General features: G+C 65.1%; 12 protein-coding genes. 5 read left to right on the top strand and 7 right to left on the bottom strand.

The features are described 5' to 3' along the window. Positions 1-138: 138 nt before the first annotated feature. Positions 139-744 carry a YdhK family protein gene (locus IG171_RS01905; protein WP_249203964.1) on the top strand — a complete coding sequence of 202 codons (606 nt, stop codon included), beginning with the start codon at positions 139-141 and terminating at the stop codon, positions 742-744. 74 nt (positions 745-818) lie between these two features. Here the strand turns inward: IG171_RS01905 and IG171_RS01900 are convergent, their stop codons facing one another. The 4 genes from IG171_RS01900 to galE form a co-directional block, all read right to left on the bottom strand. Then, positions 819-1676, bottom strand: coding sequence for a 3-hydroxyacyl-CoA dehydrogenase (locus IG171_RS01900; RefSeq protein ID WP_212131482.1), 858 nt, complete (start codon positions 1674-1676; stop codon positions 819-821). Next, positions 1669-2226, bottom strand: coding sequence for a TetR/AcrR family transcriptional regulator (locus IG171_RS01895; protein ID WP_212129465.1), 558 nt, complete (start codon positions 2224-2226; stop codon positions 1669-1671). Before IG171_RS01895 ends, IG171_RS01900 begins: the two co-directional genes overlap by 8 nt. Beyond that, positions 2223-2345 carry a hypothetical protein gene (locus IG171_RS19240; RefSeq protein WP_283091843.1) on the bottom strand — a complete coding sequence of 41 codons (123 nt, stop codon included), beginning with the start codon at positions 2343-2345 and terminating at the stop codon, positions 2223-2225. Before IG171_RS19240 ends, IG171_RS01895 begins: the two co-directional genes overlap by 4 nt. Positions 2346-2524: 179 nt before the next feature. Beyond that, positions 2525-3517, bottom strand: coding sequence for a UDP-glucose 4-epimerase GalE (galE, locus tag IG171_RS01890; protein WP_212129463.1), 993 nt, complete (start codon positions 3515-3517; stop codon positions 2525-2527). 239 nt (positions 3518-3756) lie between these two features. Here galE and IG171_RS01885 point away from each other — a divergent pair, with 239 nt between their 5' ends. Beyond that, positions 3757-4809, top strand: a complete 1053-nt coding sequence (locus IG171_RS01885; protein WP_212129461.1) for a hypothetical protein — start codon at positions 3757-3759, stop codon at positions 4807-4809. Positions 4810-4891: 82 nt separating this feature from the next. Further along, positions 4892-5416 (top strand): DNA starvation/stationary phase protection protein, encoded by a 525-nt coding sequence (locus IG171_RS01880; protein ID WP_212129459.1) that lies wholly within the window; start codon positions 4892-4894, stop codon positions 5414-5416. A 127-nt stretch (positions 5417-5543) separates the two neighbouring features. Here IG171_RS01880 and lhgO read toward each other — a convergent pair whose 3' ends face one another. Continuing rightward, positions 5544-6758 carry an L-2-hydroxyglutarate oxidase gene (lhgO, locus tag IG171_RS01875; protein ID WP_212129457.1) on the bottom strand — a complete coding sequence of 405 codons (1215 nt, stop codon included), beginning with the start codon at positions 6756-6758 and terminating at the stop codon, positions 5544-5546. 582 nt (positions 6759-7340) lie between these two features. Between lhgO and IG171_RS01870 the strand changes: the two genes are divergently transcribed. Next, positions 7341-10058 carry a choice-of-anchor G family protein gene (locus tag IG171_RS01870; RefSeq protein ID WP_212129450.1) on the top strand — a complete coding sequence of 906 codons (2718 nt, stop codon included), beginning with the start codon at positions 7341-7343 and terminating at the stop codon, positions 10056-10058. Between the two features lie 130 nt (positions 10059-10188). On the opposite strand, the gene dgt is transcribed toward IG171_RS01870, so the two are convergent. After that, entirely contained in the window at positions 10189-11718 is a 1530-nt protein-coding gene (gene dgt / locus IG171_RS01865; RefSeq protein ID WP_212129448.1) for a dGTP triphosphohydrolase, read from the bottom strand. A 97-nt stretch (positions 11719-11815) separates the two neighbouring features. On the opposite strand from dgt, the gene IG171_RS01860 reads away from it, so the two are divergent. After that, complete coding sequence (locus IG171_RS01860) at positions 11816-11995, top strand: hypothetical protein (protein WP_212129446.1); 180 nt, start codon at positions 11816-11818, stop codon at positions 11993-11995. Positions 11996-12050: 55 nt separating this feature from the next. Here IG171_RS01860 and IG171_RS01855 read toward each other — a convergent pair whose 3' ends face one another. Then, entirely contained in the window at positions 12051-12740 is a 690-nt protein-coding gene (locus IG171_RS01855) for a peptidyl-tRNA hydrolase (protein ID WP_249203959.1), read from the bottom strand. Between the last annotated feature and the right edge of the window lie 102 nt (positions 12741-12842).

The following is a 12842-nucleotide window of genomic DNA, read 5'->3' as shown; positions in this document are numbered from 1 at the left end:
CAACTGTTTCCCCCTTGTCACTCAGGGTGCGGAGCACCGAAGTCGTTGTCGCAATCATACCCTTCAGGGGTATAGGGTGACCGATGCGGCCACACGGAACGGCCGCAGAAGACGACGGCCAGCACAAGGAGATCACTCGTGAAGACGTCCGCTCAGACCATTCGCTTCACCGCTGCCGCCGCGGCGATCGGACTGACCCTGGCAGGCTGCTCAGCGCCCGACGATGTGGCCCAGGAACCCGACACCGACGGAACCGAGGCCGCAGGCGCCGCATCCACTCATGAGTCCGGCGAGTCCGACCACGAAGGCATGGACCACCCCTCCGACGGAGGTGCCCCACCCGAAGGAATCGAGAAGGCCGCCGATCCGAAGTTCGACGTCGGCGACGCGGTCGTGCTCTCGGCCGATCACATGCCGGGCATGAAGGGCGCCGAGGCGACCGTGTCCGGGGCCTTCGACACGACGACCTATTCGATCAGCTACACCCCGACCGACGGCGGTGATCCGGTCGAGGACCACGAGTGGGTCGTGCACGAAGAGCTCAAGGATCCGGGTGAGGAACCGCTGCAGGACGGCGCCGAGGTCACCGTCGAGGCCGATCACATGGCCGGGATGAAGGGTGCGAAGGCAACGATCGACTCCTCGACCGATGAGACCGTCTACATGGTCGACGTCAAGACCGATGAGATGGAGATGACCAATCACAAGTGGGTCACCGAGTCCGAGATGAAGCCCGCGAACTGATCGGTCAGACACGAGCGGTGCCGAGCCCGGATTGATTCGGACTCGGCACCGACCGTCGGTGAGGGTGAGGCTGGTCAGGAATAGGTGTAGAAGCCCTCGCCGGAGGCTGCGCCGAGCTTGCCCTTGTCGATGTAGTTCGTCTTGAGCCACTCGGCCAGCTGAAGCGCTTCTCCGTCCTTTTCCGAGAGGACGTTGTACGGAGTCCTGAGTCCGATGATGTCGGTGATCTGGAATGGGCCCATCGGGGCGCCTGTGGAGATCCGCCAGACCTTGTCGATGTCCTCCGGCTCGGAGTACCCGCCGGCGGCGAGGGCATAGCCGGCGTGGAGCAGCGGGACGAGCAGTGAGTTGAGGACGTAGCCGGCCTTCTCCTTGTGCAGCGGGATGGGCACCATGCCGATCGCTCCAGCGAAGGAGACGACCTGGTCGAAGACTGCGGGGTCCGTATCGGCGGTGCCCATCACCTCAGCGATATTGAATCTCCACACCTCGTTGGCGAAGTGAAGAGCGAGGAACTTCTCGGGGCGTCCGGTGAAGTCCTTGAGTTCGCTTGGCAGCAGCGTCGAGGAGTTCGTGGCGAAGATCGTCCGTTCCGGGGCCAGCTCACCGAGGCGCTCGTAGGTGTCCCGTTTGAGTGAGATGAGCTCAGGGATCGCCTCGATGACGAGGTCGGCCTCACGGACGGAATCGCCGAGGTCGGCAGTCAGTGTCAGACGATCGATCGCCGCGCGAGTCGTCTCCTCGTCCGCACCTTCCACGCCGTCCTTCTGATAGCGCTGCGCGAGCAGTTCGAAACGTTCACGGGCGGATTCGAGCGCCTCCTCGTTGATGTCGTAGGCAGTCACGGCGAAACCTCTGAAAGCCGTCTGAAAGGCGATCTGCGATCCCAGGACCCCAGTGCCGAGAACGGTCACCGTCGAAATGTCATTCATCATTGCTCCTTCCATGGGGATGGTCTGAGACGACCGTCGGCCGCCCGACATCGCTGCATGCACCGGCGACGATCTGAGCGACCTGCAGCGCGAGATCCTCGTGTGCGTCTCGGTCAGCTCGCATCCCCGTCGAGACACGGGCGATCGCGACAAGCGTGGCAGCGAAGATCGAGGAGGCCGCGAGTCCGGCCGCGGCGACAGGGACGCCCAAGCCGTCGACGAGCCGCCGAGCGATGCTGTCCTCGAGATCGGCGATGATCTCCAGCCCCTCGGTGCGGAACTTCTCGGCGGTTTCCCCGAATAGGATTTCGCGCTGATAGACGGCAGTGTTCTCCGGGTGCTGCCGAGCGCTGTCGAGCAGCGGTGCCACTGAAGCGAAGACGGCTGCGTCCACGCTGGACTCCCGCTCCGCTCGCCGCCGCCCCTCCGAGACGGCCTCACGGACGAGATCGTTGAACACCCGAGTGAGCAGCTCGTGCTTCGATGCCGCATAGCGGAAGACTGTGCCGGAGGCGACGTCGGCACGATCGGCGATCTCCAGGGTGGTCACCTCGGAGAATCCCGAAAGAGCTCGTCCGCCGCGGCGAAGATCGCCTCGCGCTTGATGCGCATCTTCCGGTCCCGCCGTCCCAGCGGGCGGGTGGTGTTCCTGCCGTCCTTGATGCCCATTGAATGACTCCACTCATTAATGAACGCATTCATTATTTATGAATGATGGTGCTCCTGCGGAAGGGAGGCACCAACGTCAAACCGTGACTCCTCGGTCACATTTGGGAGCGCGAGAGCAGCACAGAACCGTGGCGGAGAGGCAGAGGGTCGACCAGCCCGGGCGGTCGGGCTGTCGAGCTCTACTCCTGCTCGGGCAGCATCCCCGCGGCCTCGACGGCGCTGCGCACGATCTCCTCGAGGCCGAATTCGGCCTTCCAGCTCAGCAGCGCCTGAATGCGGGAGACGTCGGCGACCAGGGCCGGCGGGTCTCCGGCACGACGCTCGCCCATTTCGGGCACGATGTCACGGCCGGTCACCTCGGCGATGGTGTCGATGACCTCCTTGACCGAGGCGCCGGTTCCGGTGCCGACGTTGAACACGGTTTCCGTGGTCCCGCCGGCCTTCATGTAGTCGAGAGCGGCGATGTGTGCCTCGGCGAGGTCCTTGACGTGGACGTAGTCGCGGATGCAGGTGCCATCGGGGGTGTCGTAGTCGTCGCCGAAGATGATCGGAGCCTTGCCCTCGGCCAGCCGGCCGAGCACGATCGGGATGAGGTTCATGACCGCGGTGTCGGCGAGCTCGGGCCAACCGGCGCCGGCGACGTTGAAGTAGCGCAGCTTGACGGCGTTGAACGTCTTCCCGTGCATCTTCGCTGCGGTGGTCTGGTTGTCGATCATCCATTCGCCGATGAGCTTGGTCTGGCCATAGGGATTGATCGGGCGGGCCTCGAGGTCCTCGCCGACCATGTCGACGTCGGGCATCCCATAGGTCGCAGCCGAGGAGGAGAAGACGAGCGATTCGATCCCGGTGGCCTCGACGGCGGCGAGGATGTTCGTCAGCGCGCCGATGTTCTGCCGGTAGTACATGACCGGCTTCTCGACGGACTCGCCGACCTGCTTCTTCGCGGCGAAATGGATGATCGAGTCGACCGAGTGCTCCTCGATGGCGGCGACGAGGCGGTCCTCGGCATCGGCGGCCGCGAGATCGAGGTCGACGACGTCCAATCCGTCGACCCGGACCGTGAGGCCGGTGGAGAAGTCGTCGACGACGAGGACGTCATCACCGCGCTCGGTCAGCAGCCGCACCACATGCGAACCGATATATCCTGCGCCGCCGGTCACCAGAACTGCCATGGCCCGTGCTCTCCTTCACCTCGTCGACTCTTCGACATCAGAAAACTTCCGGTTACAGAATACGTGCCCAGCCGGCGAGGTTCGGCTGCGGCCCGCCGAGCCCACAGACATCCAGCCGCACGCCCCCGCGTCCCCACGACCCACTGTCCAAAGCCACACAGGCTGAAAGTGCTGTGAGGAAAGCGTCGGAATTCGCCACGGCCCTGGCCAGGACCGCCAGGCGGTGCCACAGTGGGAAAATGCATGTCCTGCTCATCAGCGACCCCGGACCCCCGAGCCGATGTGTGGCCTCGATCAAGGACGAGTTCAGCGAACTCCTCCGGCAGGATTTCGACGCCGAGGTCACAGTCGACGTCTGCACCGAGACGCTGCGCGTCCAAGCCGACCACCGATTGGAGCTGTCGACTCTCGACTCGATCGTCGATCGCTTCCCCGGAGCCGATCTGGTCATCATGCTCACCGACATCCCCCGCCACACCCAGGGCAAACCGCTCATCGCCGAGGTGCTGCCCGACCGCAATGTCGCCGTCATCTCCCATCCCACTCTCGGGGCGCCGACGAGGCGCCGCCTGCTCAAGATCTACATGAGCTGCCTCAACCAGCTCCTGCCCGATGAGCACCATCCGGCCCAGCGGCATCGCCTGCCCCGCTGGGGTCAGTGGTCGAGCCGAGCCGATTCCGGTCGTCGCACACTCCACTCGCACACCTCCACCGGCGGGCCGCGCCTCGTGCTGGGAATGACCATGGCCAATGAGCCGCTGCGGATGGCTCGCAAACTCTCACGCGCCATGGCCGCAGCCGCCGCGACCGGCGCCTTCGGCATCTTCTACAGCTCCATCTGGCAGATGTCCCATCACCTGTCGACGCTGCGACTCATCTCGATCGGCGTCATCGCCATCGCGCTCATGGTCGGGTGGCTGATCACGATCAACCGGTTGTGGGACCGCCCGGTCAAGGAGCGGCTGGCTCAGGTCGTCTTCTACTACAACCTGTCGACCGTGCTCACGCTCATCATCTGCGTAACCAGCCTCTATGCGATCCTGGTCGTGGGCATCCTCGCCGGCGGGCTCATCGTCATCGACCCGGAGTTCATGGCCCAGACGATCAACCGCCCCGATGCCCGGCTGAACAACTATCTCGACATCGCGTGGCTGAGTGCGGCCATGGGTGTCGTCGCCGGCGCTCTGGGGTCGAGCTTCGACAGTGACATCGACGTCAGGAACCTCACTCACTCCCAGCGTCTGCGCGCTCGCGTCCACACCGTCGACAGTGATGAGACAGACAAGGACTGACAGCGGACAGGGGTTACGAGTGCCCCGGCCACGAGCTATGGTGAAGACATCCTTCATCTTCGAAGAGAATGGAGCAAGTTCAATGACACAGTCAGTTACTGTTCCCGATCCGCACGGTTCGGAGAAGACAGCGAGAGAGAATGCCGAACACGGCTTCATCGCCTCGGATGCTCTGAGCAAGAACCTCCAGACGGTGCTTGTCGATTTCATCGCCCTGAGCCTCACCGCCAAGCAGGCCCACTGGAACATCGTGGGCACGAACTTCCGTGACCTCCACCTCAACCTCGACGAGGTCACGGACATCGCTCGTGCCGGCAGCGATGAGATCGCCGAACGGATGAGGGCCCTGCACGCTTCCCCGGACGGCCGCCCCGCGGTGATCGCCGAGCAGTCCGCACTTCCGGAGTTCCCCAACGGCGAGATCAGCACCCACGACGCCATCGACCACATGGTCAAGGCGATCGAGACGACCGTCGCCTCGATGCGCGGCTGCCACGACGAGGTCGATTCCGCGGATCCGACGACCGCCGACATCTTCCACGACTACATCTCCCAACTCGAGCAGCAGGCCTGGTTCATCAGCGCCGAGACTCGCGTTCCCAAGTGAGTCGCCGCTGAGCGAGTCAGTCAGCCGCTGAGCAAGCCAGTCAGCGGCTGAGTCGATAGCGCACGGGCCGTCTCCCTTCGTCGCCAGGACGAGGGAGGCGGCCCGTTCTCGTCCGCGGGCGGAGACCTCAGGCCTCGGCTTCGATGGTCTCGACGAGGTGTTCGGCGATGGCCAGCGCCGAGGTGGCTCCCGGTGAGGGGGCGTTCCTGACGAACATCGTCGCTCCCGCCCGATCGATGACGAAATCATCGACGAGCGTGCCGTCACGATTCATCGCCTGAGCGCGGATGCCGCGGGTGGCTCGCCGGCCGCCGGCCCCGGCGAGCTTCGGAACATAGTGGGCGGCGGCGTCGACGAACCTGTCGATCGACACGACACCGGGCAGCTCCCTGGCCGCCGTGGCCATGTTCGCGGCCGCGAAGCGCCAGAAGCCGAGGTTGCCGGCCACGGACATCGCATCGGGCAGGTTGAATCCGAGACCGCTGTAGCCTTCGCGGGACAGGGAGAGAAAGGCATTGGGCCCGATCATCAGTCCCCCGTCGATCCGCCTCGTCACATGCACGCCGAGGAAGGGATACTTCGGATCGGGCACCGGGTAGATGAGCCCGTTGACGATGTCGTCATACCCCGGTTCGAGGATGAAGTACTGGCCGAAGAACGGCACGATGGTCGGGTTCCGTCCCTCACCCGAGCGTGCTGCCAGACGGTCGGAGTGGAGTCCCGCGCAGACGATGACGGCGTCGAATTCCTGAGCATCGACCGAGGTGCGGACAAGAGCGGCGTCGCCGCCGCCGGTTCTGCCCTTCCGCCTGATGTCCTTGACGGGGGTCGACAGCCGGATCCGGCCGCCGCGGGAGCGGACGTCGGCGATGAGGGCCTCGGTCAGTCCGGGATAGTCGATGATTGCCGTGTGGGGTGAGTGCAGGGCGGCCACGCCCTCGGCATGGGGTTCGATGCCGCGCAGTCCGTCGCGGTCGAGCATGGCCAGGCCGGGGACGCCGTTGGCTTGTGCCCGTTCGTGGATGGCGGCCAGGCGTTCGACCTCGACCTCGTCAGTGGCGACGACGACCTTTCCGCACTCGTCGACGGCGACGTCGTGCTCATCGGCGAAGTCGAGCAGCAGCGAGACGCCGCGACGGCAGAGTCTGGCCTTGAGGCTGCCGGGCTCGTAGTAGAGACCGGCGTGGACGACACCGGAGTTGTGGCCGGTCTGATGGGCGGCAGGGTGGTCTTCCTTGTCGAAGACCGTGACGTCGGCGCTGTCATGACGCATGAGGATCTCGCGCGCCACGGCCGCGCCGATGATTCCGGCACCGACCACGGCCCAGCGTGTGGATGCCATGTCTCAACCTCCCCGTTGGATGACCTGACGTTGCGACTGTATTCAGCTCGCACGAACACTGCAATCGGTGTCCGGTCAGTGGTCGTTGCGCTGCCAATGGTCGTCATTTCCAACGCTTTCGAAATATGGCGGTCTGAATCGTGATCATTCGGAGCCTTCAGCACCGCTCCTGTCGAGATCGAATACTCCTCCGACGGAACCCGTCGACGACTGGCCTCGCTCCGAACACAAAACGGTCGTCACCGAACCGAAGGAATCTGCTGAGCTGAGCTCATCACCTGACGTTTCGCTGTGCTCGAGCAAGAATGGCCACCTTCGTCGCAGGAAGAAGTCGGGATATGAAGCGACGATTCATCTAGACAAGAACTCTTGCATGAGATAGTGCACTTCGCGGACATAAACCCCCTTACTGCTGCGTAACTATAACGAGGCTGTAACGTTATTAATTATTCACTGATTACTTTTTCATGACTCCGTAACGTTATGAACGATCTGCCAGGAAACTGTCCGTTTCCGTCCAGACTCTCGTCTGGAAATGATCAGGAACCTATTGATGTCAGGAACCTATTGATGTGGGGGACCATGAAGATACTCAGAGGCCGGCAGAGCACCGGTCGGAAGATTGCGGTGGGCTCGGTCGCCGCGGCGACAGCGGTGGGACTGACACTGCTGACGACGGCACCGGGCTCGGCCGACGAACAGAACCCGAACGAAGACGCAGAGGCCTACGGGCAGCTCATCGATGCTGACATCCTCACCGCCGACGCGGTCGACGCCCTGTCGGCGTACAGCAGCTCTCCGTCGAACACTGCCGAGGACAGCACGCCGATCAATGCCGAAGTGCTCCAAGCCATCGGAGTCGAACTCCCCGGGATCGGCATCCCGCTCATCAGCGACGAAGACGGCGACGGCCTCCTCGAGCTCGGTGAAGGAGGAGCGCTCAACGCCTATGGGCACGCTCCCGCCTACAACGACGCCACGGCCAGCTCCGGCGCTGTCGGCGAAGACGGCGGACTCAACCTCGACGACATCAACAACGGCGAATACGGCAACGCCCATGTCGATCTGACCTCGGTGCTCGGCCAGCTCAACCTCGACGGCGTCACCGATCAGATCGTCGATGAGCTCAGCCTCGAACTCGGCGCGATCGCGTCGACGGCCAACAGCGATGGCACCGCAGACGACTCCGAGTATGCCGTCGCCGACGGCATCCTCACAGTCTCCAGCCCCGCAGTCGGTGACCTCTCCGGTGCTCTCGATGAGGTCGTCGACGGTGCAGGCGGCACCCTCGAAGACGTCATCGGCGAAGAGGGCCTGGTCAACGACCTGGCCGGCATCGGCCTGAATCTGGATGTCGGCATCGCTTCGGTCAATATCGGCGGAGACGACACTCAGGTGTCCGTCGAGGTCCGTGATGCCCTCAACAGCGTCGTCGAGAACGTCGTCAACGAGGCGCTCGAGGACGAGGCCGGGATCGTGTCGATCGATCTCGCCAACGGTGACATCAAGATCGATCTCGCGAAGATCGTCAAGGGCGGCGACGCCTCTGACCTCAACGGCCTCGACCCGAACACCCAGGTGCTGACCTCGGACACGATCTCGAAGATCACCGACGCCGTGGCCGATGCCCTCGGTGCTCTGTCCGGCAAGGTCAACGAGACCCTGACCGATGCGCTCAATGACGTTCACCTCGTCATCGAACTGCCTGCGAACATCTCAGCCCTCGGCATTCCCGCCGTCGACGGCAAGGTCACGGTGGATGCCACTCTCGGACAGCTGGCCGGCACCGACGACTCCGACCCGACTGTCGACACCGATCTCTCGATCGCCGGCGTTCCCGTCGGCAGTGTGCTCAATGCCATCACCCAGCCGGTGATCAACGCTGTTCTCTCCATCACCGAGCCGCTCATCGGCGGGATCCTCGATTCCACGGCCGATGAGGTCGCCGGTGCTGTGACCGACATCGTCGACCCGGTTCTGACCTCCCTGGACCCCGTCTTCGGGGCGCTCAACCAGGTCGTCGATCTCACGATCAACGAGCAGCCGACGGCGAAGGATCCGGCAGACGAGAGCCAGGTCAAGGGCACCAACGGACCTGGCTTCACCGTCAGCGCTGTGAGCCTGGAACTGCTGCCGGCCGCCGATGCCATCGACATCAACCTCGCCTCATCCTCGGTCCGTGCCACCGACGAGGACCCGGAGGCACCGGGCGATGACGATGCGAACGCCAACGCAGCGGCCTCGGCCTCGGCTTCGGCCGATGCCGACGGGGACAACAACCCCGCCGCCCAGGCCGCCTCGGAGGCAGCTGCCGACAACGATGCGAACAGCACGGCATCGGCAGCAGCGGATGAGAACGCCGAGGCCGCGGCAGAGTCGGCAGCGACCGAGGACGCTTCGTCCGAGGCCTCAGCCGATTCGACGTCTGATGAGAACGCCTCGTCGACGGCGGCCTCGCAGGCCGCCGCAGAAGCCGACAACTCCGATGACACGAACGCCGAGGCCTCAACGGCCTCGGACGCCAACTCCGCTGCCGCTTCGGAAGCGGCTGCCACGGCCGATTCCTCGAACGAGGCTTCCGCAGAGGCAGCAGCCGACTCGGACGCAGCCGCAGCGGCCGATCCCGATGCAGAGAGCGACTCGGAAGCGAATGCCAATGCGAATGCCGCCGCCTCGGCCTCGGCATCGGCGAACGCCGACGACAACGGCAACGCCGTCGCCGAAGCAGCGGCCCAGGCAGCCGCTGACGAGGACGCCAACAACACGGCATCGGCAGCAGCGGACGAGAACGCCGAAGCAGCCGCCGAATCCGCCGCCAACGAAGAGGCCTCCTCGCAGACCTCGGCGGACGCGACCTCGGATCCGAACGCCTCGGCACAGCAGGCAGCCAACGCCGCCGCCAACGCCGACAACTCGGATGACACGAACGCACAGGCATCCGCCGCGGCCAACGCCGACGCCGGTGCCGCCGCTTCGGCCGCATCGACCGCGGACTCCTCCTCGGAGGCCTCCTCCGCAGCAGCGGCAGACGGCGACGAGGCCAACGCTTCGTCGGCAGATGATGCGAATGAGGCTTCGGCCGATTCGGACCAGTCCGCCAATGCCGGGTCGTCGGCCAACGCCTCGGCCGGTGCCAACGCCGGTTCGAGCACGAATGCCTCGGGCAGCAGCGATGGCGGAGACCTGCCGCGGACGGGTGCCGACGGCATCCCGGCCCTGGCCGGATTCGCCGCCCTGCTCCTCGCCGGCGGCGCCGCAGCGGTGTGGGCGACCCGCCGCTACCGCGCCGGCAAGCACTGAGGGTGACCCAGCTCAGTCACTGAGCTGAACGGCGGGGTCGGAGTGAGAACTCCGGTCCCGCCGTTTGCGTGCCCGCGCCGACAGATTCCCCAGCGACGCGCACGGTGGCGGTCCCACCGTTCGGCGACGCCTACAGGCCGCGGCCTGCCTCCCAGGGCTCTTCGGAGGCGCCGGTGATGAGCGCGTTGACCGACATCGCCTGCGCATCGGTGAACGAGGCGATGTAGTCGACCACCGCTCGCGCCCGGCCCCGCCTCACGATCGCCGCGGAGCCCTCCTCCCCCAGCGCCTCGGGGTTGCGCGAGTACAGGTCCTGATACTCCTGCGTGGCCGCCTCGACGGAATCGATCAGCCGCCGCGGGATCCGGGTCGCCTCATCGGGGTCGAGCAGCCATTCGTGGAAGCCCTCGACCAGTGAGGCGATGATCCGCGTCTGACCGCGCTGATAGACCGCGAGGTCGGAGCGTTCGAGCACGAACTTCGAGTGCACGAACTTGAGCACCACGACATCGTGCCACGCGTCCTGACTCAACCGCACATGACCGCTGCGCACATGCGGATCCGGGTCGACGACGATCGAAGCCTGCAAGCGGTCGATCCATCTGCGGGTGAACGCCGTGACCGCCCGATCGGCCTCCAGCCCTCCGTCGTAGGGAACCGCGAGCAGACCTTCGACGAGGTCGCTGTTGATCCGCTCGACCGAGGCTCTGAACGCCTCCTCGTCGGCGATCCACGGGTCCTTCTCCCGGGTGTGGCGCCTGATCGCCTCGAGCGCGTGCCCCGGCCGCCGCCGGTCGAGCTCCGAATCGTGCAGAGCCTCCAACTCGCGACAATCGCGCAGCCACCGCCCGAGCTCGGCGGACACGCTCGTGTACTGCAGCACGTTCGACCGGTAGAAGTCATCGAGGTCGTGGACAGCGTAGGCGATGTCATCGGCGACGTCCATGACCGCGCACTCGAGCGTCTGCTGATAGCGCCCGATCGCCGGGAACGTCGAGAGCGCATCGACCATCTCATCGACCTCGGTGACATAGGCGGAGAACTTCATCGCCCCCACGGTCGCATCGTTGCCGACGCCGCGCGGCATCTGCGACGCCGTCAGTCCCTGGTCACCGGCCCACTCCCCTCGCTCCCACGGATACTTGAGCACCCCGGCCCGCACCGCTCGGGTGAGGTTGAGCCCGCGCGGAGTGGCATCGCAGCTGTCGAGTGCGGTGAGGATCCGAAACGTCTGCGCATTGCCCTCGAAACCGTCATCGAGGTGCAGCAGCGACCGCGCCACCCGGTCGAGCTCCTTCTCGCCGAGGTGGCCGAACGGCGGATGCCCGAGATCGTGAGCGGCCGCTGCCGCCTGCACCACCACCGGGTCGCACCCGCCGAGGTCGCTGACGAGCTCACGGGTGCCTTCATCGGCGTTGTTCAAGGTGATCGCGATCGACCGGGCCACGGCCGAGACCTTGAGCGAATGCGTCAAGCGATTGTGGATGACCGTTCCGGAACCGGCCTGGGGAATCACCTGAGTGACCGAGGCCAGCCGGGAGAAGAACGGGGAGAACCGGATCCGTTCGATATCGACGCGGAATGCGTCCTCTCCGGGGCGGGCCACCTCGGCGACATTGCGCTCGCGACCACCTGTGGTGTGAAATCTCTGACGCTCCATCTGACCAGACTACCGATTCCCGGGTTCGACCAGCACAATTCCTTGAGACTCAGATCACAGTGACGTATGGTCAAAGCACCTGTAGGAGGTGGTCACGATGACCGGTGTCAATGAAGATTTCTACCAGCCAGCCACCCGCCCCGGCGACATCATCGAAGTCGAGGACGAAGAGACCGGCGAGCTGGTCAAGCACATGATCTACCTCGACGAATTCGGCAACGGAACGAAGACGCGCCCACTGACCGAAGAGGAACTCGAAGAACTCGACGAGGAGTGAGCGACACAGGCCCTCACGACCGGGCGCGTGGTGATCGCTACGCGCCCGGTGCCCCTCACCACGAAGCTCTCACGGTCTCCGTCGGGCCGTTGACCTCGGTGAAGCCGGCGTCGGTGACGCTGATCTGCTGCTCGTTCGCGTCCCATGCGGCCTGCGTCGCCGTGCTCACGCGCAGGCTGAAGCCCGAATCGCGCCAGCGGTCGCGCATCGCGGTCGGCATCTGTTCGAACGCGAGCTGCGCGGCGTGACCGCATTGGGCGGCGGCCTTGCCCGTCGTCAGCGTCAGCTTGGGTGAGAGTTCGATGGATACGACCGCCTCGGCGACGGGGACCAGGCTCTCCCCCTCATCGGGGAACTCGGTCCCGCCCACCTGCAGCTTCTTCAGCTCCTTCGGCAGGGGTTCGACGGGTCCGGGCGGGAAGACGAACGCTTCGGCGGGAGCGAAGTCCGCATCACCGCCGAAGCTCACGCTCACGCATCCGAGTGCGCGAGCATCCTCGAGCTTCTTCCCGTCCCCGCGGCGCACCACCTTGCGGATGGCGCCGTCGCGCCAATAGTCGACGGCCTCGTGCCAGTCCCCGCCGGGCTGGGATCGCGGGTCGTCGAGGAACGTCACCACGGCCCTGGCGGTGGCTTCGAGGACGTCGATGTGGCGGGCCATGTTCGTCTTCGACCGGCGGACGACGATCGGCAGAGACCACGGGATCTCATGGTCGGATTCGTGCCTGCGCATGTGCTCGGTCAAATGCTCGCTCCTACTCGAACCTCTCAAGTGCGCAGCCGCACACCCAATCTCATAACGTCGCCGCCGATGAGTTATTCCATGCCCGTCGGACAATGAGCGCCC

It is taken from the genome of Brevibacterium sp. SMBL_HHYL_HB1, from assembly GCF_018208375.1.
Taxonomy (GTDB): domain Bacteria; phylum Actinomycetota; class Actinomycetes; order Actinomycetales; family Brevibacteriaceae; genus Brevibacterium; species Brevibacterium intestinavium.
Note: the sequence above shows the minus strand (reverse complement) of the source record. Positions and strands in the feature narration are given on the sequence as shown.